The following is a 23,785-nucleotide window of genomic DNA, read 5'->3' on the forward strand; positions in this document are numbered from 1 at the left end:
GAGAAATAAAAAAGCCACACCGGTTGGTGTGGCTTTTGTTTAGGGGGTCAACCCGGGTTGCTTAGGGGCGACCGGCCGGGCAGGTGGCCACGTTGACGGCGGCAGTGCTGCCACCATGACGACCTGATGTGCTCACTTCGTTGCGTACCAGCGGCGGGTAGTTAACCGGCTCATGAGCAGGAAGGGCAGGGGCTTCGGCAGGGGTTGCCATTGGGGCGGATGCTTTGCGGGCACGAGCCAGCAGGCCAGCACCGTGAGCTACCTGTTTGGTCACGACCGGAGTCTCTTCCACCGCAACGGCAGCGACAGAAGCCGGGGCTTCGACAACCGCAACTGGCATTTCGACTGCAGCCGGTACAGCTTCTACGACAGAGGGGCTGACAGCAGGGGCTTCTTCAACAACCGGAGCGGTTTCAACCACGGTAGCGGCAGTCTCGTCTACAGCGGTAGCGGTGACAACGGCAACTTCCGGCTCTGCTGCAACCACGACTTCTGCGACAGCTGCAACAACCGGGCTAGCGGTCACATCGGTTTGAGTTGCTTCAACCTGGGCAGCAGCCTGCTCGGCAGCTTCTTCAGCAACGGCTTCGACAACCACATGCTCGGTCAGTGCCGCAGAGGCTTGCAGGGCAGCTGCTACGGCTTCAGCGCTCGGGATGGTGACAACAGGCACTACCGGCTCTTCAACCTGCGCTTTGGCGATATCGGCCTGGGCGGCGGTAGTCAGAGTAGGCTCGGCTTGTTGCTCTTCATCACGCTGGCTACGTGCTTCTTCATTAATACGCTTGCGACGTTGGCCTTCGATGCGCTGGCTGCGCGGAGTACGGCGTGAACGGCGCTGGCCTTCACTCTGCTCTTCCTGCTCGTTACCCACGCTAGCATCGATCACTTCAGCTTGCGCGGGTACTTCGTCAACCGGCAGGGCAGGGGTGTCAGCAGCGGCGACATCGACGCGGATCTGCTTGCGCAGTTGGCGACGTTCGCGGCGCTCGGCCACTTTCTGCTCTTTCTCCTGACGTGGCTGGGCGGCAGCTGCATCAACGGCGTCTACCGCGTCAACAACGACTTCGGCGCGCGGCTCACGGGGAGCACGAGGTTCACGGGCTGGACGTGGCGCACGTTCCTGGCGCGGCTCGCGAGGTTCGCGCTCCTGACGGGGTTCACGTTCCATGCGCTGTTCGCTGCGCACTTCACCACGAGCTTCACGCTCCTGACGAGGCTCGCGCTCTTTACGTGGACGGCGATTGCGGTTTTCACCAGCTTCGCGGTTGCCACCTTCACGCTTCTCGCCAGCTTCCGCATTGTTGCGGTTGCCACGATTGTCATCACGACGAGGACGCTGACCACGGCCACGGCCTTCTTCGCGCTGGTGACGTTGACCTTCATCCTTGCGTGCTTCACGAGCAGCAGGTTTCTCGGCGGGCGCTTTCACGTCGGCAGGGGCAGCATCGCTGCTGAACAGGCCGGTAATGCCTTTGATCAGCTTGCTGAAGAAGCCGGCTTCGGCAGGGGCCGCAGCAACGGGAGCCGCCGGATGTTGCGGTGCAACAGGGGCCGGTTGTGCCGGTTGGGCAAAGCCTTGCAGCAGCGGTTGCTCACGCTCGATCACCTGAGCTTGCTTCGGTTGGTAGACCGGCTTGGCAATCTCGGTTTTCAGCTCGTAGCTGGCCGCTTCCGGGATCTCGTTCTGACGAATACGAGTTACTTCGTAGTGCGGGGTTTCCAGATGCTGGTTCGGAATGATGTAAACACGCACATCATTGCGCTGTTCCAGACTGGCGATGGCAGCACGCTTCTCGTTAAGCAGATAGGCGGCCACATCCACCGGCACCTGGCCGTGAACCTGCTCGGTGTTGTCCTTCATGGCCTCTTCTTCGATGAGACGCAGGATGGACAGGGCGAGGGATTCGTTGTCACGGATCACGCCTTGACCCTGGCAACGAGGGCAGATGTGGCTGCTGGACTCGTTGAGTGAAGGGCGCAGACGCTGGCGAGACATCTCCAGCAGACCGAAACGGGAGATACGACCCAGCTGGATGCGGGCGCGATCCTGATGAACCGCTTCACGCAGACGGTTTTCTACTTCGCGCTGATGGCGAACCGGCGTCATGTCGATGAAGTCGATAACGATCAGGCCACCCAGGTCGCGCAGACGCAATTGACGGGCAATTTCGTCGGCCGCTTCCAGGTTGGTTTGCAGCGCAGTCTCTTCGATATCGCCGCCCTTGGTGGCGCGGGAGGAGTTGATATCGATGGAGGTCAGCGCTTCGGTCGGATCGATAACGATGCTGCCGCCGGAGGGGAGACGCACTTCACGCTGGAAGGCTGATTCAATCTGGCTCTCAATCTGGAAGTGGTTGAACAGGGCAACTTCACCCTTGTACAGCTTCACGCGGTTGAGGAAATCGGGACGTACCAGCTCGATATGGGCCTTGGCGCGTTCGAAAATCACCGGATTGTCGATCAGGATCTCGCCCACATCGCGACGCAGATAGTCACGGATGGCACGCACGATGACGTTGCTTTCCTGGTGGATCAGCACCGGCGCAGCGCGCTCCTGAGAGGCCTTGTGGATGGAGTCCCAGTGGTTGAGCAGGACGTTCAAATCCCACTCCAGCTCTTCTGGCGACTTGCCCACACCTGCGGTACGTACGATCAGGCCCATGCCTTCCGGCACGGTCAATCCGCTCAGGGCTTCTTTCAGCTCAGTCCGCTCATCACCCTCGATGCGGCGGGAGATACCACCGGCACGGGGGTTGTTGGGCATCAGTACCAGGTAGCTACCTGCCAGGCTGATAAAGGTGGTGAGGGCTGCACCCTTGGTGCCACGCTCTTCCTTGTCGATCTGGACGATAACTTCCTGACCTTCGCGGACCACTTCTTTGATGTTGGGACGACCCTGATAGGAGTAACCGGAGGGGAAGTAATTGCGGGCGATCTCCTTCAACGGCAGGAAACCGTGGCGCTCGGCGCCGTAGTCGACAAAAGCAGCTTCAAGGCTGGGTTCTACGCGGGTGATCTTACCCTTGTAAATGTTCGCTTTCTTCTGCTCGTGTCCCGGACTTTCAATATCCAAATCGTAGAGCTGTTGTCCGTCAACCAGCGCTACGCGCAACTCCTCTTCTTGAGTTGCGTTGATAAGCATTCTTTTCATTGAGTTCTCATTATTGTGTCATTTTGATTTCCTCCATCTGGGTCCTGCCAGCGCCGGCCTCGGGTCTTCAGCATACTGGGGCAACCTCCCGGTTGGGGTATGCATGAGGCGCAAACTAAGGGCGTTCTGGTCATCACTTCTCGAGAAGGAATGAATAAGGATGCCGAAATGGAGACAAATAAACGGTGATGTTTGTGTTCTCCATGCGTTGTACCTCGCACCCGGGAACCGTCATGTTCTTGTATACACGGTGTTTCGGGATTGGGTGGCATACTTTTTGGCCACTTAGTACAAGGCTTGAACACAATGACAAAACCTTGTTTATTATCCCATTTAAACCTCTTTTATAGCAAGGCGCCATTTTTCAACAAACCATGCAGCCAAGGGGCGCTGGCAGTGTTAAAATCCGCGCCATGACACAGATACAACAACAAGTGCAGCTGCTCACCATCGAAGCTGAGCATGACGGGCAGCGCATCGACAATTTTCTCAAGACTCAGCTAAAGGGCGTCCCCAAGAGCCTGATCTATCGCATCCTTCGCAAAGGCGAAGTGCGGGTAAACAAAAAGCGCATCAAACCGGAGTACAAACTCTGCGCAGGTGACGAGGTGCGGGTGCCCCCCGTGCGCGTTGCCGAGAAGAATGAGCTGCCTTCGGCAAACCTCGGGGTTATCCAGCGTCTGGAGAGCCAGATCCTGTTCGAGGACGATGCCATGATCGTGCTGAACAAGCCCTCCGGCATGGCCGTACACGGTGGCAGCGGCCTGAGCTTTGGCGTGATAGAAGGGCTGCGCGCACTGCGGCCTGAAGCCCGTTTCCTCGAGCTGGTTCATCGACTGGATCGCGATACCTCAGGCGTACTGCTGGTTGCTAAAAAGCGCAGCGCACTGCGCAGCCTACATGAGCAGTTGCGGGTCAAGACCATGCGCAAGCAGTATCTGGCGCTGGTTCGAGGCAAGTGGCAGGCTCACGTCAAGGTGGTCAACGCGCCGCTACGCAAGAACGATCTGCAATCTGGTGAGCGGGTGGTGCGGGTCAGCGCCGATGGCAAGCCTTCCGAAACCCGGTTCCGCATCGTGCGTCAATTTGCCGAAGCGACCCTGGTCGAGTGCAGCCCCATTACTGGCCGTACCCACCAGATCCGCGTGCATACCCTGCATGCCGGTCATCCGATCGCCTGTGACGATAAGTACGGTGAAGCGGCGTTTGACGAGAAAATGCGCAACCAAGGGCTGAAACGGCTCTTTTTGCATGCCTGGAAGCTCAGCTTCACCCATCCGGCCGATGGTCGCGAGATGCAGGTAGAAGCACCGCTGGCACCTGAACTCGACAACTTCCTCAACGGCTTGCCACGCTGATGCAGGATATCCGGCTCGCCATTTTCGATTGGGACGGTACCCTGATGGATTCGGTGGGCCGGATTGTGGCCTGTGTGCAGGGGGCCGCCAGAGATTGTGAGCTGGCGGTTCCTGCTCCAGCCCAGATCCGGCAGATCATCGGATTGAGCCTCGATGTCGCCATGCCCCGTCTGTTCCCCTTATGCAGTGGCAGTGGTGCTACCAGCGGTGAGCGCCAGATTGCCGTACTCATCGATCGCTATCGTCATCACTATCTGCACGATGCCACCCCCAGCCCGTTGTTTTCCGGGGCAGGGGAGTTGCTGCATGATTGGCGGTCACGAGGGCTGCAACTGGCCGTCGCGACCGGCAAATCACGCAGTGGGCTGGATCGGGTATTGGATGAGACCGGACTGCGCCCGTTGTTTGTAACCGGTCGCGGGGCCGATGAGGCTCGCTCCAAGCCTGATCCGCTGATGCTTGAGCAGATCCTGAACGAGCTGGGGCTGTCAACCCGGCAGGCGGTAATGATCGGCGACTCTGTTCACGATATGGCGATGGCCGAGGCGATCGCCATGCCGCGTATTGGTGTCACCTGGGGGGTGGATAGCCGCGATGCCCTCAGTCGTCACGGGCCTGTGGCGGTGGTGGATTCCATGGCGGCTCTTCGCGAGCTGTTATAGACGCTTCTCTTTAAGAGATATCGATCTGCTTGATAACAGAAGCCCGGTGTATTGACCGGGCTTTTTATATGCTCGATCTAGCTTATCTATTTCGTCCGCAATCAGGGCAGGGCAATACCGTGGCGCTCCAGCAGCTCGAGCAGGCCGATCAGTGGTAGACCGATCAAGGCGTTAGGATCGCGCCCCTCCAGCCCCTTGAACAGCGCGATGCCCATCCCTTCACATTTGAAGCTGCCTGCACAATCTAGGGGCAATTCAGCCTCTACATAGCGGCGAATGGCGGCTTCATCGAGGTTGCGAAAATGGACGGTGAAAGGTTCCACCAGTTGATGAGCCTCACCGGTTGCGGCATTTACCACACACAGGCCGGTGTAGAAGGTGACGCTGCGACCTTGAGCCGCCATCAGCTGGGCGATGGCATTGTCGATGGTGCCCGGTTTGCCGAGGATGTGATTATCGCAGACACACACCTGATCAGATCCGATGATCAATCCGTGATCACGTTGCCCGGCGATGGCATCAGCCTTGGCACGAGCCAGTCTGGCCACCAGCGTCTCGGCGGATTCGCCAGCCAGTGGTCGCTCATCCACATCGGGGGCGGCACATTCAAAGGGGAGACCGAGCTTCTCCAGCAGGGCTTTGCGATAGCGAGAAGTTGAGGCGAGGATCAGATTCTGTGGCATAATCGAGTTACCGATGAAAGCAGGTACCGGCATTCTAGGGACTTGTGACGTTAAAATCATCGGCGGTAAGGACTTTTTCCTTTGACTATCAGTTGTTGGACCTATATTATTCGCGCCCTATGCAAAAGGTGAAGTTGCCCGTTAAGGTTGATCCAGTCCGTAGTGCCTTGAAGCTGCTCGATTACATCGGGATAGTGGAAAAGTCGCAGATGCCCAGGCTGGAGGAATCAACCGCTGGCTTGCAGAGTGATATCGATGTATCACTGCACTTTGGCAAAGATGTCCAGAAGTTGACCGTTATGAAAGGCACTGCCCATGCCAAGGTTGACCTGGTTTGCCAACGTTGCGGAGAGACATTCGAACACCTCTGTGAAGCTGAATTTATCTACACTCCGCTGTTCGAAAGAACAAACGAGGAAGAACTGCCGGAAGCTTATGAGCCCATTGAGTTGGACGAAAACGGCGAGATAGATCTTCATCAAATCCTGGAGGATGAACTCATCCTCTCGTTGCCTCAAGTCGCTATGCATTCTCTGGATGCATGCCCGAGAGGAAACATGGAGATGACCTGGGGTGAAATCGAACCTGCTGATGAGCGGCCGAATCCCTTTGCAGTTCTTGAAGAGCTTAAACGTAAGTGAATTTAGGAGTTAGCCTACAATGGCCGTACAACAGAACCGTAAAACCCGTGCCAAGCGTGGCATGCGTCGTTCCCACGATGCGCTGACCACCGCTGCCCTGACTGTTGATCAGACCAGTGGCGAAATTCATCGTCGTCACCACGTGACTGCCGATGGTTTCTACCGCGGTAAAAAGGTAATCGCTTAAGGATTGCCTTTGTCTACGCAAACTGTCGCGCTAGACATCATGGGGGGAGATATTGGCCCCTCGGAAACAGTGCCTGCCGCCGTGCAGGCACTGTCTCTTTTACCTCAGCTAAAACTGATCCTGGTCGGTGACCAACATCAGACCTCCTCTCTGCTGCAGCAACATGGCTTGCTGAATCATCCCCGCGTTCGTTTCGTACATGCATCCCAGGTGGTTGGCATGGGCGATAAACCGATCGTGGCGCTGCGTACTCTGAAAGACTCCTCCATGCGGGTGGTACTCAATCTGGTGAAAGCCGGTGAGGCCGATGCATGCGTGAGCGCCGGCAATACCGGTGCGTTGATGGCGATGGCTAAGTGCGTGCTCAAATCCCTGCCCGGGGTAGACAGACCCGCCCTCATCAAGGCGTTGCCAACATTGAGTGGCAAACGCACCGTGATGCTGGATCTAGGCGCCAACGTCAGTTGCGATGCGGATACCTTGCTGCAGTTTGCGGTGATGGGCTCCGTCGTGGCCGAAAAGGTAGAAGGCATTGCATCCCCCCGTGTTGCCTTGCTCAACATCGGCGAGGAGGAGATCAAGGGCAACGATCTGGTGCGCCACAGCGCCGAATTGTTGCGTCAGTGCCACGCGCTCAATTATGTCGGGTTTGTAGAAGGGGATCGCATCTTCAGCGGCGACAGCGACGTGATCGTCTGCGACGGTTTTGTCGGCAATGTCGCCCTCAAGACGGCAGAAGGGGTGGTGCGGATGATGGCCCAGCTGGCCGGATATCCCCGCAAGAAACGCACTTTTCTTGGCCGGATCGCCGGATTTATGTTCAAACGGCGTTTTTCTTACCTGAACCCCGACCAGTATAACGGAGCAAGTCTGTTAGGATTGCGCGGCATTGTGGTAAAAAGTCATGGGCGGGCCGAACGGCGCGCCCTGTGTAATGCGATCCTGCTGGCCGCACAAGAGGCCAAACATCAACTTCCACTGCAAATAGCAGATCGCCTTGAAGCTGTCTTCTCTGACAGGGATCTATAAGAACTCTATGCATAGCAAAATTCTGGGTACTGGCAGCTACCTGCCGAGTTCAGTGCGTACCAACGCCGATCTCGAGCAGATGGTTGAGACCAGTGATGAGTGGATCGTGGAACGCACCGGTATCCGTGAGCGCCGTATTGCCGGGGCTGACGAAACCGTTGCCACCCTCTCTTACCAGGCCGCTCTGCGCGCCCTGGATGCAGCCGGTTTGACCGCTGCCGATCTCGATATGATAGTGCTGGCCACCACCAGTGCTGAAAATGCCTTCCCGGCTGCCGCCTGCGAGCTGCAGGGGCTGCTCGGCGTACCGGGCATTCCTGCCTTTGACGTGGCAGCTGCCTGTGCCGGTTTCACCTACGCACTCTCCATTGCCGATCAGTTCGTCAAATCCGGCGCAGCCCGCCATGTGCTGGTCGTCGGGGCCGATGTGCTCTCCCGCATGTGCGATCCGCAAGATCGCGGCACCATCATCCTGTTTGGTGATGGGGCAGGGGCTGTGATTGTCGGTGCCAGCGAGACGCCGGGCATCCTCTCTACCCATCTCCATGCCGATGGCCGTTATGGCGAGCTGCTCAAGCTGCCGCACCCTCGTCGCGGCATGCCGGGTGCCGAGCTCGAAGCCTACATGTACATGAAGGGCAACGATGTCTTCAAGGTCGCGGTCACCCGTCTGAGCGAGATCGTCACCGAAACGTTGGCCGCTGCTGGCATCGAGCCGAGCGAGCTGGATTGGCTGGTGCCACATCAGGCCAACTTCCGCATCATCAGCGCCACTGCCAAGAAGTTGGGTATGAGCCTCGATAAAGTGGTGCTGACCCTCGACAAGCACGGCAATACCTCTGCCGCTTCCGTTCCGGTCGCCTTTGACGAAGGGGTGCGGGATGGCCGGATCAAACCGGGTCAGCTGGTACTGCTGGAGGCCTTCGGCGGCGGTTTTGCCTGGGGCTCGGCGCTGGTTCGCCTCTGATCTTCGGCGGGATGGTGTGCCCATCATCCCGTCACCGATTTCATTTTTGTCTTATCTAAAAGGAATCAATGATGACCCAATTTGCCATTGCCTTCCCGGGACAAGGTTCCCAGTCCGTTGGCATGCTGGCCGAGCTGGCCGAACAACATGCCGTGATCAAGGAGACCTTCGCCGAGGCGAGTCAGGTGCTGGGTTATGACCTGTTTGCCCTGGTGATGGATGGTCCGGTTGAAGATCTGAACAAAACCTGGCGCACCCAGCCTGCGCTGCTGACGGCCTCTGTCGCCCTGTGGCGCCTGTGGCAACAGCAGGGTGGGGCAACTCCTGCCATGATGGCGGGTCACAGCCTGGGTGAGTACTCCGCGCTGGTTTGCAGCGGCGCACTCGATTTTGCCAATGCGGTCAAACTGGTCGAGTTGCGTGGTCTGGCCATGCAGGAAGCGGTACCGGAAGGCACCGGGGCCATGGCGGCCATCATCGGCCTTGATAACGAATCCATCGCCGCCAACTGCGAAAAAGCGGCAGAAGGGCAGGTGGTCTCTCCGGTCAACTTCAACTCCCCGGGCCAGGTGGTTATCGCCGGTCACAAAGAGGCCGTTGAGCGCGCCAACGTGCTGATGAAAGAGTCAGGCGCCAAGCGTGCGCTGCCGCTGCCGGTCTCCGTGCCGTCTCACTGCGCGCTGATGAAACCTGCCGCAGAAAAACTGGCAGCTGCGCTGGACGGGATCGAGATCAAGGTTCCAACCATCGCTGTCATCAATAATGTCGACGTATCCTGTGAACAGGATCCGGCCGCCATCAAGCAAGCGCTGGTACGTCAGCTGTTCAGCCCGGTTCGTTGGACCGAGACTGTCGAGCGGATGGCCAATGAGGGGGTTACCCTCGAGATCGAGATGGGACCGGGCAAAGTGTTGACCGGGCTCGCCAAGCGCATCGACAAGCGCGTAGAAGGTATTCACGCCAACGATGCCGCCTCTTTCGAGCAGGCGCTGGCCCAGATCAAGTAAACAGGAGCAAGTGATGAGCTTTACCGATAAGGTTGTGTTGGTGACCGGTGCCAGTCGTGGCATCGGCCGTGCGATTGCCGAAACATTCGTGGCCCGTGGCGCGAAAGTGGTCGGTACGGCGACCAGCGAGAGCGGTGCCGAGGCGATCAGCGCCTATCTGGGCGAGAATGGTTGCGGCATGGCACTGAACGTGACCAGCCAGGAATCCATCGAAGCCGTCTTCGCCGCCATCAAGGCGCGTTTTGGTGACATCGACATCCTGATCAACAACGCAGGGATCACCCGTGACAACCTGTTGATGCGGATGAAAGATGACGAGTGGAACGAGATCATCGATACCAATCTGACCTCGCTTTACCGTCTGAGCAAACCGGTGTTGCGTGCCATGATGAAGAAACGTCACGGTCGCATCATCAGCATTGGCTCCGTGGTGGGAACCATGGGCAATGCCGGTCAGGTCAACTATGCTGCCGCCAAGGCCGGTCTGGTTGGTTTTACCAAATCGTTGGCGCGGGAAGTGGCATCCCGTGGTATCACAGTGAACGCGGTTGCCCCCGGTTTCATCGAAACCGACATGACCCGTGCCCTGAATGACGATCAACGTGCCGGCATCATGAGTCAGGTGCCTGCCGCCCGTTTGGGTGATCCAAAAGAAATTGCCGCAGCTGTGGTATTCTTGGCTTCTGATGAAGCAGCCTATATCACCGGCGAAACCCTGCATGTTAATGGCGGGATGTACATGGTGTAATCAATTTGTCGTAAGATCTGTTCAAATTTGCGATAGTACGCCGAAGTTTGGCACATTTCGTGGTTTGACCAGCGGCAAGCTACTTGCAAACTCACGTCAATTGAATAAACTACCCCAACCAGACGCAAATAGCGTATTTTTAAAGGAAAATTCAGGTCATGAGCAACATCGAAGAACGCGTAAAGAAAATCATCATCGAACAACTGGGTGTTAAAGAGGAAGACGTTAAGAACGCTGCCTCCTTCGTCGACGACCTGGGCGCTGACTCTTTGGATACCGTTGAACTGGTAATGGCGCTGGAAGAAGAATTCGATACCGAAATTCCTGATGAAGAAGCCGAGAAGATCACCACTGTTCAAGCGGCTATCGACTACATCACCGCTAATCAGGAATAAGTTCCTGTTCTGAAAGAAGCGGCCCAAGGGCCGCTTCTTTTGTATTTGTTCCTTTTCAAAACACCTCTCGGAGACTACCTCAGTGTCAAAACGCAGAGTCGTGGTGACCGGCTTGGGGATGCTTTCCCCGGTGGGTAACACTGCCGAATCCAGCTGGCAAGCACTGCTCAACGGGCAGAGCGGCATTTCCCTTATCGAACATTTTGATGCCAGCGAGTTTGCAACCCGCTTCGCAGGTCTGGTCAAGGATTTCGATCCCGAGCAGTACGGTATCAACCGTAAAGACGCTCGCAAGATGGATCTCTTCATTCAATACGGCATCGCGGCCGGTATGCAAGCGCTGGATGATTCCGGCCTGACCATCAATGAAGAGAATGCCGAACGTGTCGGCGTGGCGATTGGCTCCGGTATCGGCGGTCTGGGTCTGATTGAACAGAACCACGAAAGCTTGGTCAACGGCGGCCCGCGCAAGATCAGTCCCTTCTTCGTTCCGTCCACCATCATCAATATGGTGTCCGGTCATCTTTCCATCATGAAAGGTCTGCAAGGGCCGAACATCGCCGTGACTACCGCCTGTACCACGGGTACCCATGCCATCGGCATGGCTGGCCGGATGATCGCTTACGGTGATGCCGACGTGATGGTCGCCGGTGGTGCGGAGAAAGCCTCTACCGCGATGGGGATGGGTGGCTTCGCTGCCGCCAAGGCACTCTCCAACCGCAACGACGAGCCGCAAAAAGCGAGCCGTCCGTGGGATAAAGATCGCGATGGTTTCGTGCTGGGTGACGGTGCCGGTGTACTGGTGCTGGAAGAGTACGAACACGCCAAGGCCCGTGGCGCCAAGATCTACGCCGAGCTGGTCGGTTTTGGCATGAGCGGTGACGCGTACCACATGACTGCTCCTCCCGCAGATGGCAACGGTGGTGCTCGCGCCATGAAAAATGCCATCAAGGATGCCGGCATTGCCCCCGAGCAGATTGGTTACATCAACGCGCACGGTACCTCCACCCCGCTGGGTGATGTGGCCGAGCTGCGTGGCATGAAGTCGGTGTTTGGTGAGCACGCCAAATCCCTGATGGTGAGCTCTACCAAGTCCATGACAGGTCACCTGCTGGGCGCCGCCGGTGCCATCGAGGCGATCATCACTGTGTTGGCCCTGCGTGATCAGGTGGCTCCGCCCACCATCAACCTGGACAACCCGGATGAAGAGTGCGATCTGGATCTGGTACCCCATGTGGCCAAGCCAGGCAGCTTCGAGTACGCCCTGTCCAACTCGTTTGGTTTTGGCGGCACCAATGGCTCACTGATCTTCAAACGCGTATAATTTGCCGCAGGGCAAAGACACAGGCCCGATACTGCCCCGGTATCGGGCCTTTTTTATCGGAGGGATCCCTTTGCTTATCAATGGCATGAAGCTTGATACCATCTCGGCCCATGATCGGGGGCTGGCCTATGGTGACGGCCATTTCACCACCATGGCGGTCAGGGAAGGTCGCGTGTTGCAGTGGCCTGCCCATCTGGCACGGTTGCAGCAGGCGAACAACCGGCTGGGATTGGTTGAACCGGACTGGGATCTCTTGACCCGAGAGGTTGAAGAGATGGTGGCCGACCAGCCACAATGCGTGGCCAAGGTGATCCTGACCCGCGGCGAGGGGGGGCGGGGCTATGACGGCAGCGGATGTCAGCACACAACCCGGATTGTCACTCTGGCGCCATTTCCCACTCACTATGGCCAGTGGCAACAGGAGGGGATCGAGATGGTGGTGTGCCGCCAGCGGATCGGTGATGCTCCCATGCTGGCCGGGCTTAAAACCTTGAATCGTCTGGAGCAGGTATTGCTGAAAAGCGAACTTGTCAGCCGAAATGCAGTCGAAGGGATAGTGCTGAACAGTCGAGGTTTTCTCATTGAAGGGGTCAGTGCCAATCTGTTTTGGCGTCGGGGCAAGACGGTGTTTACGCCCGATCTCGCCCGCGGTGGTGTCGATGGCATCATGCGCCGCCAGGTGATGGCGATGTTGAAACAGATGAGTATTGAGTTGCGTGTGGTAGAGGCTCCGCTGGAGTCACTATGGCAGGCGGAAGAGGTGTGGCTCACCAATACCCTGATGGGGGTCGTGCCGGTCAATGGCATCGAGGATATCCATTATCCCCCAGCGGTATTGAGTCGCCGTTTACAGGAGCGTTTGGTCATTGAAGTTTAATCGGCTTTACACCCTGCTCGCGGGGGCGGCACTGACGGTAGCCGCTGCCGGGGGCTATGTACATTACAAATGGCAACAGGTAGAGACGCTCACCAACAAGGGGCCGACCCGGCTCTTTACGGTGGAGAAGGGCGCCCATGCGGCGCGCCTCATCGCCGAACTGGGTGAGGGGGAAGCCAGCCCCTGGGCGGTGCGGCTCTGGCTGCGCAGCCATCCCGAACTGGTGGCCATCAAATCGGGCACCTATGAAATAAAGGAAGGGGCCCCTCTCAAGGAGACCCTTTCTCTGTTCACATCGGGCAAGGAGTTTCACTTCAGTCTCACCTTCGTCGAAGGTTCCCGTTTCGAGGATTGGCAGAAGCAACTCTCCAGCGCCCCATACCTTGAGCGATTGACCGTCGAGCAATCCGAAGCCGACCTGGCGCAGGAGCTCGGCATCGAGAATGGCAAGCTGGAGGGGTGGTTCCTGCCGGAAACCTACGCCTATACCACCCATGCCAGCGATCTCTCGATCTTGCGTCGCGCTCATCAGGATATGGAGACGTTCCTGCAGCAGAGCTGGGAGAAACGTCAGGCCAACCTGCCTTACAAAACGCCCTATGAGGCGTTAATCATGGCCTCCATCATCGAGAAAGAGACCGGCCAGCCGGACGAACGGGCGCAGATCGCCTCAGTGTTTGTCAATCGTCTGCGTCTGGGCATGAAGTTGCAAACCGATCCCACCGTCATTTACGGGGTGAAAGATCGCTACGATGGCAACATTCGCCGCAGCGATCTGACCGACAAGAATCCCTACAACACTTATGTGATCGACGGTCTGCCGCCCACGCCCATCGCCATGCCGGGCAAGGCCTCCATCGAAGCAGCGCTCAACCCCAAATCGACCGACTATCTCTACTTTGTCGCCAAGGGGGGCGGTGCCCACTATTTCTCCAAGACCCTCGATGAACACAATCGGGCGGTTCGCGAATACATATTGAAGAAACCCTAATGTCTAAATTTATTGTGATCGAAGGATTGGAAGGGGCAGGGAAGAGCTCGGCCGTGCGTTATGTGACCGACTATCTGCAGCGCCACGGCATCAACCGGATCGAGTGCACCCGCGAGCCGGGTGGTACGCCACTGGCCGAGCGGATGCGGGCCATCGTCAAAGAGGTGCACGACGAGCGCCTCACCATCGAGGCGGAATTGCTGCTGATGTATGCCTCCCGGGTACAACTGGTGGAGACACGCATCAAACCCGCACTGGCCGATGGTGTCTGGGTGGTGGGGGATCGCCACGATCTCTCCTCCCAGGCCTATCAGGGTGGCGGCCGTGGTATCGATGCCCAGCTTATCGGAGCCATCAAGCAGGCGGTGCTCGGCAACTTCAAGCCGGATCTTACCCTCTATCTCGATATCGATCCTGCCCTTGGCTTGCAGCGCGCCCGCCATCGCGGCGAGCTGGATCGCATCGAACTGGAGCAACTGAGCTTCTTCGAGCGTACCCGAACTCGTTATCTCGAACTGGCCGCCAAGGATGATTCAATTGTGGTGATCGATGCGGCGCAAACGCCGGAACAGGTCAAAGCTGCCATCGAGTGTGCATTGGATCACTATCTGTCGAACGAGCCGCTATGTATCCCTGGCTGATCCCTGACTGGCATGCCCTGAGCCAGACGGCCCAGTCCGGTCGTCTCGGCCACGCCTGGTTGCTGTTGGGCGATCCCGGTCTTGGCAAGGAGCAACTGGCCGAGCGGCTGGCGCGTTTACACCTTTGCCAGCAACCGGATCGCGGAGAGCCGTGCGGTCAGTGCCACTCTTGCCAGTTGTTTGACAAGGGCAACCACCCGGACCTCGGCACCATAACTCGCGACAGCAAGACCATCGGGGTCGAGGCCATTCGCGAGATCTGCACCCGGCTGCAGAACTCGGCCCAGCTCGGCCGGGGCAAAGTGGTGATCATCCCGGATGCGGAGCGGATGACCGAATCGGCGGCCAACGCCCTGCTGAAAACCCTGGAGGAGCCGGCCGGCGACAGCTTGCTGTTGCTGATTGCCTCCCAGATTTCCCGGCTGCTCCCCACCATCCTCAGCCGCTGTCACAAACATGTGTGTCAGTTGCCAGCGGAAGGGGAGACGGTACGCTGGCTGGCCGAGCAGGGTCATCAGGCCACGCTGGCTCAGGTGCGGATCTGTCAGGGGGCCCCGCTGCGGGTACTCGACTATATCGAGCAGCAACAGGATGGGACTCGCCGCGAACTGCTGGAACAGTTTGTCGCCCTGAGTCAAAGTCCGGTCAAGGCAACGGCTTTGTGCAGCCAGCTTGGTCAGGAGACGCAGGTCAGGTTGCACTGGTTGCAGCTCTTCTTGTGCGATGCCCTGAAAACCCAGGCCGGATGTGGTCACCATCAGCTGGCCATGCCTGATCTGGCCATCTTGAGTCAACGGTTGGCGGAGCAGCACTCCAGCGAAAAACTGCTGGAGGCAGAACAAGATCTGGTTGCCCTGAAAGCGGCATGTCAGCCGGGTCAGCTCTCCAATCCCACCATCCATCTGATGAACTGGCTCAGTCGCTGGTTATAAGTACCGACAAGCAGAAGGTTTTATATGTTACTCGTTGATTCCCACTGTCATCTCGATCGCCTCAGCTATGGTAGCAAGCAGACCAGCATGGCCGATGTGCTGGCCAAGGCCGCGAAACTGGACGTGGGATATTTTCTCTGTGTCAGTGTGACTCAGGCACAGTTCCCGACCATGCTCGAGGCGATCGCTCCCTATCCCCAGGTGTTTGCCTCCTGCGGGGTACACCCGCTCAATCAGGAACCCGGGGTGGATGCAGCCTTGTTGCTGACACAGGCTGCTGACGCAAGAGTGATCGCCATCGGCGAAACTGGGCTCGACTACTTCTACTCCCCCGAGAACAAAGAGGTGCAGCAAGCCTCCTTTCGTGAACATATTCGGGTCGCTCGTGCACTGAACAAGCCGCTGATCATCCATACCCGCGATGCCCAGCAAGATACCTTGCAGATCATGCGTGAAGAGGGCGCTGATCAGGTTGGCGGTGTGCTGCACTGCTTCACCGAATCCCTCGAAATGGCAGAAGCAGCAATGGCGATGGGGTTCTATATCTCCATCTCGGGGATCGCTACCTTCAAAAATGCGTCTGCCCTGCAAGAGGTGGTCAAGACTCTGCCCCTCGACAGATTGCTGGTCGAGACCGACTCGCCCTATCTTGCCCCCGTGCCGCATCGGGGGAGGGAGAACGAACCCGCCTTTGTGCGAGACGTTGCCCAGTTTATTGCCGACCTGCGCCATATTCCGCTTAACGAATTGGCAGAAGCCACCAGCCGAAATTTCTTTGAACTCTTCAAGCTGGCGAAAAAATAACACATAAGCCCCGTTGCTCGGGGCTTTTATATTTCAAATACCAATCTTATTACCCACCTGAATATCAACACCGAACCATGTTATCTCTCACATTTACCCAGTCTATGTAACCTGTTCATCCATACAAACTGAGTCGAATCATATTCCGATGTTTCGTTTATCTAATGTGGCCAAGAGGTATAAAAACATCAGGCTGTAAGTATCGATAATATTCATTATCAATACTTGATGTATGGAAAGGATCCTGTAAGATCCTCTCAAACTTCATATGAATCATAGAGTTCCGTGGCATACCCATCCTTGTCCAATCAAGCTCATCAGTCACTGCAGACTGTTTTCGATGCACAGCTTAATAGTCGGGCACGCCGCTTTTTGCGCAGTGCAAAAGCAGATTCCACCCTCAATGCCTATCAGGCGGATACCCGTATTTTTGTCTTCTGGTGCCAATTGCACGGGCTGGATCCGCTGCAAACCACCCATCACGACATCATGAACTTTCTTGCTGATCAGGCTGACGGCGTATTGGCAGACTGGGTATGGCTGGATAAAGAAGAGGGAAAAGGGGTGCTACGTAATGGTGAACCTCGTAAACCGGCAACCCTGGTGAGACGGCTAGCCGGGATCCGTTATGCCTTCAAGCAGAAAGGCATTCACCCCATGCCCACCGAACATCCCGAAATCAAGGAGATGATGCGCGGTATTGTCAGGTTGGGGGATAACCGTAAACGCAAAACCGGCGCCCTGACGCTGCAACCATTGACCCAGGTGCTCGATGGCATCGACACCAGTGACCTCGCGGGTTTGCGTGATCACACCCTGCTGCTCTTGATGTTCAGTGGCGCCTTGCGTCGCTCGGAAGCAGCCCGGATTGAGGTGAGTGATCTCGATTTTGTGGGGCAGGGGATCCGTCTTCGTCTCAAACCGAGCAAACATCAGCTGCATGAAACCGAGATAGCCCTGATCCCGGGCAAGCACTACTGCCCCGTGTCGGCACTGCAAAAATGGCTACACAAAAGCCGGATCAGCGAGGGGCCGCTGTTTCGGCGCATGAACCGCTGGGGTCAACTGATGGCTGAACCACTCGGCCCCCAGGGCATCAATCTGATGATCAAGCGGCGAACCGGCCAAACCATCGACGATCTTTATGTCAGTGGCCATAGCCTGCGCCGCGGTTTTATCACCTCGGCGGTAACAGCCGGCAAACCGATGAACAAGATCATTGAGGTGACACGCCACAAGGATATGCGAACCCTGCAGGAGTACTTCGATGACGCCCATAAATTCTCTGATCATGCCCTTGATGGCTTGCTTTGACACAACTGCGTCACTGCTTTTTTTATGTTAAATGATATCTTGTTGATCTGATGATATATTTGTCGCGCAAGCCAACAGACCAAGAGGGAAGGGCCATCTTCCAATAGATAATGGATTTGTTGTTAGAGATAACAAAGCTGGAAATAGAATATAGCAAGGACATATGAGCCAAAAAATGACAGTGCGTGAAGAGCAAGAGGCGGGGCCCCAAAACAATGCCGAGCGGCAGCGCCAACATGTAAAACGCAAGCAGGAGACCCATACCCGGCTGCAATGCTGGATCAGCAATCGCCACGCCGAGCGATTGGCCGCTCTGGGTATCCATCTCGAAGACAGTCAGGCATCACTCATCGAGCAGGCGATCGATCTGCTCTACCAACATGAGCTGGGTAGAGAACCTCCGTTTGAAAACAGAGTCGCTACACAGCTCGAAGAGACCGTTGAATAGACACAAGAGTGAAGTAACAGCGAAACGTGAACAGATAAAAAAAGCCAGGTACGAATTCCTTGTACCTGGCATAGGGGAATTGGCTCCTTGCAGAGCCGTGCGCTAACTGGTGTTCGGATTGCCTTAAGCTTAGACAAGGCTCAAGGCTTTTCAAGATCCGAAGAAAAGTTCAACCAGAGTGTGGGTATTTCAGACTCGTTCAAGTGCTGATGCACCGAACGACCCACTACGCATTGAACAGATTGTTGTCACGCACCAGCTCGCGGGGAAGGGCATTCTTGACCCGACTCCCCACCCATTTCCCCATGCCCAGGGTATGCCCCTGATAGCGGACGATCACCTCGCCAGTGCCAACATCCTGTTCTGGCCAGACATCCCGCCCCATCATGAATTCCCGCGCATTGGTGCTATCCAGCTCAACGACGCCCTTGCTCGCTTTATCGCCATAGGCCAGTGCCCACTCATGAGTGAGGCGATAGCCTTTCTTGAAGGTCTCGGCCAACTTGATGCCGATGCGATCGAAACGCAGCTTGCCCTGCACCTGATCAAACCGCTGAGGGAAGAGCCAGATCTCGTCATTGCGGCCAAACAGCAGACCCTGTGGTGCCACCCCGAAGTTGGCTTCAATCTCGCGCAACATGGGTTCCGCCTCTTTGGCAGGAAGCGGCGCAAAGGGGAATTTACCCAGCTTGCCCGGCTTGAACATGGTGTTGGGAACCGAGTGATGCTTGCGCAATCTGGCGACGAAAAAGCCCTCACTGTCGAAGATCTGGGGCCAAACGTGCAGGTATCCCTCGGATGTGCAGGCCTGCTCTGCATGAGGGAACAGGTCTGCCAGCGAGTCAAAACTCAAGGCATCGCCAAACTTGTCCAGCAAGGATTGGCAAACCGCTTGGTTCTCCTGCTCACTCAAGGTGCAAGTGGAGTAGACCAGTACGCCACCCGGTTTCAGGGCATGGAAAGCGCTCTCCAGCAACCCTTGTTGCACCGCCGCAATCTCGTCGATGCTCTCGATGCTCCAGTTGCGCAGCGCATCTTCATCCTTGCGCACCGTACCTTCACCGGAGCAGGGGGCATCGAGCAGGATGGCATCGAAGGTCTCCGGCAACCACTGGCCAAATACCTTGGCATCAAAATGGGTCATGCCCACATTGGTCACGCCGCAGCGCTGGATATTGGCGCTCAGCACTTTCAACCGGCTGCTGGAAAACTCGTTGGCAACCAACATCCCCTGATTGTTCATCAAGGCGGCTATCTGGGTGGTCTTGGAGCCGGGGGCCGCCGCCGCATCCAGCAACATGCCATCCGCTTTGATCTTGTCGCTGGCAAAGAGTGCCGTCACCGGCAGCATGGAGCTCGCTTCCTGAATGTAGAAGAGCCCGCTCAAGTGCTCGGCGGTGTTGCCAAGTGGGACAGTTTCATCGCTGCGGGTCAGCCAGAAGCCGGTATCACACCAGGGGACAGGGTCAAGCTGCCAACCCAGTGGCTCCATCAGGGCGACGAAATCTGAGACGGCGATCTTCAAGGTATTGACCCGAATGCTGCGGCGCAGCGGACGTCGACAACTGGCCACAAAGTCATCCATCGAGAGATGGGCCGGCATGATGGCCGCAATGTGGCGTAAAAAGTAATCGGGAAGGAAGGTGTTGTCGTGCACTGTGCCGTCTCGTTGACCGAAAAAGAGGGGCGATATCCTACCACAAGGCTAAGAATATTCTGAATCTGAACCCTATCAACAGGCACCGGAATATAAAAAAGCCCGGCACTGTGCCGGGCTTGGATGAGATACAAAGGGAAGAGATCAGGGCTGGATACGTGGACTCCACTCCAGCCACTCTTTCTCGGCCTTGCCATAGAGCGGATAGCTGTGGCCAGCCTTGACGGTTGGACCCATCTCTTTCTCCGGCGTATTGAAGGCGATGCCGCCGGCCAGCAAGCTCTGTACTGTCTCGACCTCTATGGTACCGCCGGTCAGCCCGATATCCGCCTTGACCCCGGAGACATTCCAGAAACGGGAGTTGGCCCGCACCAAATGGGCATACTCCTGATCCACGTTGACATCGATCACCACCTCGCTGCCATCCCGAGCCAGCGCTACCTTGGTGACACTGCCCACCACCATCTTGCGAAACAGTAGCGGACTGCCGACGCTCAGGCCATTGACGGAGGGGCTATTGAGGGTCAGGGCCAGACCCACCGGGCCGACCTGACTCAAGGGGAAGCGATCTTTGCCAGCGCCTTTACCGGGTTGTGCTTCTACAAACGCCCCCTTGATCAGGGTATCGAGGTGAGCGACACCGCCCAGCCCCAGCTTGGCTTGCACCAGAGTAAAGCGGGCGCCGGACTGCAGGAAACGCTCGGCGTAGTGGCCATCGAGTTCGGCCTTGAAGATCACCTGACCCAGTGACGGCTCCAGCTCGATCTCTTCAATTTTGCCGATATCGACCCCACGATAGCGGATCGGGCTGCCAATCCCGAGCCCCGGATTACTCTCTGCTACCAGTGACAGCTGGCGCACCTTGGCCTTGGCTTGCTCCCTGGAATCGAACAGTTGATGACTGCTGCGGCCATTGGCCAACCGATCGAACTCGATGGCACCGCGCAGCAAGGTACCGAGGTTGCCCACCTTGACCTGCACCCCATCGACCCGCACCTTGGTGTCGATGGCCGGTTTTTTCCAGAACTGGGGTTGCTGGGCGAGGAGGGGAGCATAGACCCCATCAATCTCGAGTTCGATCTCGACCCCCTCTTTGGCGGCGCGCAGCTGTTTGACCTTGCCCGCTTCCAACCCCAGATAGAGCACAGGTGAGCCAATGCCGATGCCATCGGCCTGATCTGCCTTGAGCAACCAGCGCCGGGGCTTGGCATCACGGGTACCGAGCAGTGCCAGCTCCTGACTGGGGTAGAGACGGTTAATCCGCTCGCCACTGCTGGCTTGTACCAGCTTGATCCCGCCTCCCAACCAGGCACTGGCCGGACTGGTTTCTACTTTTATGCCGCTCAGATCGGCATCGATCTGCAGCGGGGCAGCGCGATAGAAGCGGGCACGGTTGAGCAGATGACCATAGTTCGGCGCCATCACCAGCTCGACACTGGCATTGCCGCGCGCATCCAGGGTGAGCTGGCTGATACGGCCCACCTGCAATCCCTTGTACCAGACAGGTGCATCCTGATTGAGCCCCGCCAGATCGTCAGCCTGCAGCGTCACCTTGGTGCCGCTCTGGGGGTCGCGATCGGTCAGAGCCATCTTCCGCGCCGGTTTTCCCGCCACATAGTCGAGGCGAATGGCCGGGCCGGAGAGGAGGCGATCTGCATGCTGCACACCGGTCGCGGAGAGGGAGACGCTCTCCCATACCAGTTGGCTCTTGTCGGTAATGCGATAGGCCTGCTCCGGATTGATCAGCGCTGTGACCACACGGCCTTTGTCGGTAAGGCGAATGGGGTCGATACGACCAATCTCGATCCCCTCATAGAGGATGGGCATCCCCTCCTTGACCGGGAGATCGCCAGCCGCAATGTCGATACGCGAGCCGCGTGCCGCTTCCGCCAGCCCTTTATAGAGGACGAAGGTCTGTCCCTTCTCAGGCTCTGGTGAATCTTTGGGTGAATCAAAGGCAATGCCGCCGCTCAGAATGGAGGTGAGGCTGCCAGCCTCCACGCTCACTCCGGCCAGACTGAAGGAGCCCTTGATGCCACTAATGTTCCAGAAGCGGGTATCAGCTTTGACCAGATGTTCGAAACGCGGCTCGATCACCAGATCCAGAATGACGTTCTGGTTGTCCTGACCCAGGCGGGTATTGATGACGCTGCCCACCTCGATACCGCGGAAATAGAGCTTGGCGCCAATCCCCACCGAGCCCAGCGAATCAGCAGTAAGGTGCAGCATGCGCCCCTGAGCCTGATAGCCGGGAGGAGGGCCCTCCAGTGCATCGAAGGTCTCCTCCAGCGGATTGCTTTCACGCCCCGGTTGCAGGTTGATGTAGTTGCCGGAGACCAGGGTATCGAGGCCGGAGATCTCGGTGAGCGACGCCTTGGGGCTCACCAGCCAGAAGTCGGATCCCTTGCGGATCAGTGGTCTGGCACGGCTGTCAATCTTGGCCATCACCGCAATCTTGCGGCCATCTTCAGCCAGCTCCAGCTCCTGCACCACACCGATGGCCACCCCCTGATAACGAACCTGGGTTTTACCCGGCAAGATGCCGTTGCCCTGGGCGAAGTTGATCTGGATAAGTTGGCCACGGCTCAATACCTGCTGATAGAGAAAGCCACCCGCCAACAGCAGGGCTATCAGGGGTAACAGCCAGACCGGCGATAACCAGCGGCGCTTTTCGATGACGGGTTCAGCCCCGATCATAGTGACTCCTTATTGGCTGGATTAAACAGCACATCAGACAAAAACAGAGAAATCATCAACGGGCCGCCTTGTCCCACAGTAAACGGGTATCAAGCATGCGGGCCGACATCATGGTCAGCACTACCACACCGGCAAAGGCGGTGGCACCGGGGCCTGCGCGGACACTCAGCAGCACACCCCGATCGACCAGTGCCACCATCAGCGAAATCACGAACAAGTCCAGCATTGACCAGCGACCAATAAAATCGATCACCCGATACATCACCAGCTGGCGCTTGCGCCGCACCGGTTTGGCCCGCTGCAACTGCCAGCAGATCCAGCCCAGACCCAATATTTTGCCCACCGGCACCAGTATGCTGGCGGTGAGGACTATGGTGGCAATCCCGCTCATTTTGCTGCGATAGAGCATCATGATACCGCTGAAGATGGTATCTGACTGCAGCAACCCCTTGTTGTAGAAATGGGTAATGGGCAACAGATTGGCAGGCAGCAACATGAAGGTGGCGAGCGCCAGCAAGCCCCACGACCAGGCGAGGGAGCGGGGAATGCGCACCTGCAATTTGCTGCAGCAACGGGGGCAGACTGCCCCGGTTTGATAGCGCACCAGCAAACCACAGGTATGGCAGCGGCAGAGCCCCATCTCACGGGCGCTGGTCATGTTCCGGCTCCTTTAACGGGATCCTCGCCCAGTAGGGGGCGGGGTCAAACAGGATCAGCAGGGTCATGTTGAGCAGCATCAGAATACCGAGGCTGAGCAACCCGCCACCGAGGCGTACATCGGCGATGTCAATCAGTTTGAACAGGGCAACCAGCAGGCTGACGATATAGACCTCCAGCATGGCCCAGTGGCGAAACACCTCGACCAGCTTCAAGGTGACGGGAAGAATGTGCCAACGTTTGGCCAGACCCGAAGCCAGCGCAAAGATCCCCGCCAATAACCCCACCGGCGCCAACACGGCGCACCAGAGCACCAGGCTGGCTACCCACCATTCGCCCTCGCCAAACAGCACCAGAATACCGCGCAGCAGGTCGGCGTCGGTATTGACCCCAGCCAGCCGCAGATAGATCAGCGGCTCAAAAAAGGCGGAGGGCAGCAGCAGAAATCCGGTGATGGTCAGGGCCATCAACTGGGAGGGACGAAAGGCATAACGGCCATAGAGATGTTGGTGACAACGCGGGCAGTGGGCATGGCGACGCAGCGGCAGTGCTTTGCGCTGGATCAGCAAGTCGCACGCCGGACAGACAATCACGGAACCGGGCTCCATCATA

At 57.5% G+C, this 23,785-nt stretch carries 23 protein-coding genes; 17 read left to right on the forward strand and 6 right to left on the reverse strand.

Translation table 11 applies throughout. The features are described from left to right. Nucleotides 1-61: 61 nt before the first annotated feature. Complete coding sequence (rne, locus tag WBR25_RS09950) at nucleotides 62-3,154, reverse strand: ribonuclease E (protein WP_479749778.1); 3,093 nt, start codon at nucleotides 3,152-3,154, stop codon at nucleotides 62-64. Nucleotides 3,155-3,567: 413 nt separating this feature from the next. On the opposite strand from rne, the gene rluC reads away from it, so the two are divergent. Both rluC and WBR25_RS09960 read left to right on the forward strand, forming a co-directional pair. Further along, nucleotides 3,568-4,512, forward strand: a complete 945-nt coding sequence (gene rluC / locus WBR25_RS09955; protein ID WP_205759536.1) for a 23S rRNA pseudouridine(955/2504/2580) synthase RluC — start codon at nucleotides 3,568-3,570, stop codon at nucleotides 4,510-4,512. Continuing rightward, entirely contained in the window at nucleotides 4,512-5,174 is a 663-nt protein-coding gene (locus WBR25_RS09960; protein WP_479749779.1) for an HAD-IA family hydrolase, read from the forward strand. Before rluC ends, WBR25_RS09960 begins: the two co-directional genes overlap by 1 nt. Nucleotides 5,175-5,275: 101 nt before the next feature. Here the strand turns inward: WBR25_RS09960 and WBR25_RS09965 are convergent, their stop codons facing one another. Further along, a complete protein-coding gene (locus WBR25_RS09965) occupies nucleotides 5,276-5,857 on the reverse strand; it encodes a Maf family protein (protein ID WP_479749780.1) in 582 nt (193 codons plus the stop codon). Between the two features lie 119 nt (nucleotides 5,858-5,976). On the opposite strand from WBR25_RS09965, the gene yceD reads away from it, so the two are divergent. From yceD to WBR25_RS10040, 15 genes are all read left to right on the forward strand, one after another. Continuing rightward, nucleotides 5,977-6,498, forward strand: coding sequence for a 23S rRNA accumulation protein YceD (gene yceD, locus WBR25_RS09970; RefSeq protein WP_013723766.1), 522 nt, complete (start codon nucleotides 5,977-5,979; stop codon nucleotides 6,496-6,498). Nucleotides 6,499-6,517: 19 nt separating this feature from the next. Further along, entirely contained in the window at nucleotides 6,518-6,685 is a 168-nt protein-coding gene (rpmF, locus tag WBR25_RS09975) for a 50S ribosomal protein L32 (protein WP_005300935.1), read from the forward strand. A gap of 9 nt (nucleotides 6,686-6,694) precedes the next feature. Further along, complete coding sequence (plsX, locus tag WBR25_RS09980; RefSeq protein ID WP_005351844.1) at nucleotides 6,695-7,714, forward strand: phosphate acyltransferase PlsX; 1,020 nt, start codon at nucleotides 6,695-6,697, stop codon at nucleotides 7,712-7,714. Nucleotides 7,715-7,721: 7 nt separating this feature from the next. Continuing rightward, complete coding sequence (locus WBR25_RS09985) at nucleotides 7,722-8,681, forward strand: beta-ketoacyl-ACP synthase III (protein ID WP_040065495.1); 960 nt, start codon at nucleotides 7,722-7,724, stop codon at nucleotides 8,679-8,681. A gap of 71 nt (nucleotides 8,682-8,752) precedes the next feature. Further along, a complete protein-coding gene (fabD, locus tag WBR25_RS09990; protein ID WP_479749903.1) occupies nucleotides 8,753-9,688 on the forward strand; it encodes an ACP S-malonyltransferase in 936 nt (311 codons plus the stop codon). A gap of 13 nt (nucleotides 9,689-9,701) precedes the next feature. Then, nucleotides 9,702-10,436, forward strand: a complete 735-nt coding sequence (fabG, locus tag WBR25_RS09995) for a 3-oxoacyl-ACP reductase FabG (RefSeq protein WP_005333159.1) — start codon at nucleotides 9,702-9,704, stop codon at nucleotides 10,434-10,436. A 158-nt stretch (nucleotides 10,437-10,594) separates the two neighbouring features. Further along, nucleotides 10,595-10,831 (forward strand): acyl carrier protein, encoded by a 237-nt coding sequence (acpP, locus tag WBR25_RS10000; RefSeq protein WP_005300909.1) that lies wholly within the window; start codon nucleotides 10,595-10,597, stop codon nucleotides 10,829-10,831. A gap of 82 nt (nucleotides 10,832-10,913) precedes the next feature. After that, nucleotides 10,914-12,155: a beta-ketoacyl-ACP synthase II gene (gene fabF / locus WBR25_RS10005; RefSeq protein WP_005333158.1), complete on the forward strand. Its 1,242-nt coding sequence runs from the start codon at nucleotides 10,914-10,916 to the stop codon at nucleotides 12,153-12,155. A gap of 70 nt (nucleotides 12,156-12,225) precedes the next feature. Next, on the forward strand, nucleotides 12,226-13,032 hold the full coding sequence (pabC, locus tag WBR25_RS10010; protein WP_064337926.1) for an aminodeoxychorismate lyase: 807 nt from the start codon (nucleotides 12,226-12,228) through the stop codon (nucleotides 13,030-13,032). Further along, nucleotides 13,022-14,023, forward strand: coding sequence for an endolytic transglycosylase MltG (mltG, locus tag WBR25_RS10015; protein ID WP_421337705.1), 1,002 nt, complete (start codon nucleotides 13,022-13,024; stop codon nucleotides 14,021-14,023). Before pabC ends, mltG begins: the two co-directional genes overlap by 11 nt. Then, nucleotides 14,023-14,664 carry a dTMP kinase gene (tmk, locus tag WBR25_RS10020; RefSeq protein WP_144713191.1) on the forward strand — a complete coding sequence of 214 codons (642 nt, stop codon included), beginning with the start codon at nucleotides 14,023-14,025 and terminating at the stop codon, nucleotides 14,662-14,664. Before mltG ends, tmk begins: the two co-directional genes overlap by 1 nt. Then, entirely contained in the window at nucleotides 14,649-15,596 is a 948-nt protein-coding gene (holB, locus tag WBR25_RS10025; RefSeq protein ID WP_479749781.1) for a DNA polymerase III subunit delta', read from the forward strand. The genes tmk and holB overlap by 16 nt, the downstream gene beginning before the upstream one ends. A 24-nt stretch (nucleotides 15,597-15,620) precedes the next feature. Then, a complete protein-coding gene (locus WBR25_RS10030) occupies nucleotides 15,621-16,400 on the forward strand; it encodes a TatD family hydrolase (RefSeq protein ID WP_128835688.1) in 780 nt (259 codons plus the stop codon). Between the two features lie 372 nt (nucleotides 16,401-16,772). Then, nucleotides 16,773-17,714: a site-specific integrase gene (locus WBR25_RS10035; protein ID WP_421337701.1), complete on the forward strand. Its 942-nt coding sequence runs from the start codon at nucleotides 16,773-16,775 to the stop codon at nucleotides 17,712-17,714. A gap of 163 nt (nucleotides 17,715-17,877) precedes the next feature. Further along, the gene (locus WBR25_RS10040) at nucleotides 17,878-18,162 is read left to right on the forward strand and encodes a RepB family protein (RefSeq protein WP_421337700.1); all 285 of its coding nucleotides are present in this window, start codon (nucleotides 17,878-17,880) and stop codon (nucleotides 18,160-18,162) included. Nucleotides 18,163-18,388: 226 nt separating this feature from the next. Here WBR25_RS10040 and rsmF read toward each other — a convergent pair whose 3' ends face one another. The 4 genes from rsmF to WBR25_RS10060 all read right to left on the reverse strand — a co-directional run bounded on the left by rsmF (nucleotide 18,389) and on the right by WBR25_RS10060 (nucleotide 23,784). Continuing rightward, nucleotides 18,389-19,819, reverse strand: a complete 1,431-nt coding sequence (gene rsmF / locus WBR25_RS10045) for a 16S rRNA (cytosine(1407)-C(5))-methyltransferase RsmF (RefSeq protein WP_479749782.1) — start codon at nucleotides 19,817-19,819, stop codon at nucleotides 18,389-18,391. 144 nt (nucleotides 19,820-19,963) lie between these two features. Continuing rightward, nucleotides 19,964-22,516 (reverse strand): PqiB family protein, encoded by a 2,553-nt coding sequence (locus WBR25_RS10050; RefSeq protein ID WP_479749783.1) that lies wholly within the window; start codon nucleotides 22,514-22,516, stop codon nucleotides 19,964-19,966. A gap of 55 nt (nucleotides 22,517-22,571) precedes the next feature. Beyond that, entirely contained in the window at nucleotides 22,572-23,174 is a 603-nt protein-coding gene (locus WBR25_RS10055; protein ID WP_479749784.1) for a paraquat-inducible protein A, read from the reverse strand. Beyond that, nucleotides 23,158-23,784 carry a paraquat-inducible protein A gene (locus WBR25_RS10060; RefSeq protein WP_005333129.1) on the reverse strand — a complete coding sequence of 209 codons (627 nt, stop codon included), beginning with the start codon at nucleotides 23,782-23,784 and terminating at the stop codon, nucleotides 23,158-23,160. Before WBR25_RS10060 ends, WBR25_RS10055 begins: the two co-directional genes overlap by 17 nt. Nucleotide 23,785 lies beyond the last annotated feature (1 nt).

Source organism: Aeromonas sp. MTB (assembly GCF_056632455.1).

Coding starts and splice junctions, on each gene's coding strand:
- acpP (WP_005300909.1), top strand. CDS start 10,595: ATGAGCAACATCGAAGAACGCGTAAAGAAAATCATCATCGAACAACTG.
- WBR25_RS09960 (WP_479749779.1), top strand. CDS start 4,512: ATGCAGGATATCCGGCTCGCCATTTTCGATTGGGACGGTACCCTGATG.
- WBR25_RS10030 (WP_128835688.1), top strand. CDS start 15,621: ATGTTACTCGTTGATTCCCACTGTCATCTCGATCGCCTCAGCTATGGT.
- WBR25_RS10040 (WP_421337700.1), top strand. CDS start 17,878: ATGAGCCAAAAAATGACAGTGCGTGAAGAGCAAGAGGCGGGGCCCCAA.
- tmk (WP_144713191.1), top strand. CDS start 14,023: ATGTCTAAATTTATTGTGATCGAAGGATTGGAAGGGGCAGGGAAGAGC.
- rluC (WP_205759536.1), top strand. CDS start 3,568: ATGACACAGATACAACAACAAGTGCAGCTGCTCACCATCGAAGCTGAG.
- fabD (WP_479749903.1), top strand. CDS start 8,753: ATGACCCAATTTGCCATTGCCTTCCCGGGACAAGGTTCCCAGTCCGTT.
- fabG (WP_005333159.1), top strand. CDS start 9,702: ATGAGCTTTACCGATAAGGTTGTGTTGGTGACCGGTGCCAGTCGTGGC.
- WBR25_RS10060 (WP_005333129.1), bottom strand. CDS start 23,784: ATGATGGAGCCCGGTTCCGTGATTGTCTGTCCGGCGTGCGACTTGCTG.
- rpmF (WP_005300935.1), top strand. CDS start 6,518: ATGGCCGTACAACAGAACCGTAAAACCCGTGCCAAGCGTGGCATGCGT.
- yceD (WP_013723766.1), top strand. CDS start 5,977: ATGCAAAAGGTGAAGTTGCCCGTTAAGGTTGATCCAGTCCGTAGTGCC.
- WBR25_RS09985 (WP_040065495.1), top strand. CDS start 7,722: ATGCATAGCAAAATTCTGGGTACTGGCAGCTACCTGCCGAGTTCAGTG.
- WBR25_RS09965 (WP_479749780.1), bottom strand. CDS start 5,857: ATGCCACAGAATCTGATCCTCGCCTCAACTTCTCGCTATCGCAAAGCC.
- WBR25_RS10055 (WP_479749784.1), bottom strand. CDS start 23,174: ATGACCAGCGCCCGTGAGATGGGGCTCTGCCGCTGCCATACCTGTGGT.
- WBR25_RS10050 (WP_479749783.1), bottom strand. CDS start 22,516: ATGATCGGGGCTGAACCCGTCATCGAAAAGCGCCGCTGGTTATCGCCG.
- rne (WP_479749778.1), bottom strand. CDS start 3,154: ATGAAAAGAATGCTTATCAACGCAACTCAAGAAGAGGAGTTGCGCGTA.
- holB (WP_479749781.1), top strand. CDS start 14,649: ATGTATCCCTGGCTGATCCCTGACTGGCATGCCCTGAGCCAGACGGCC.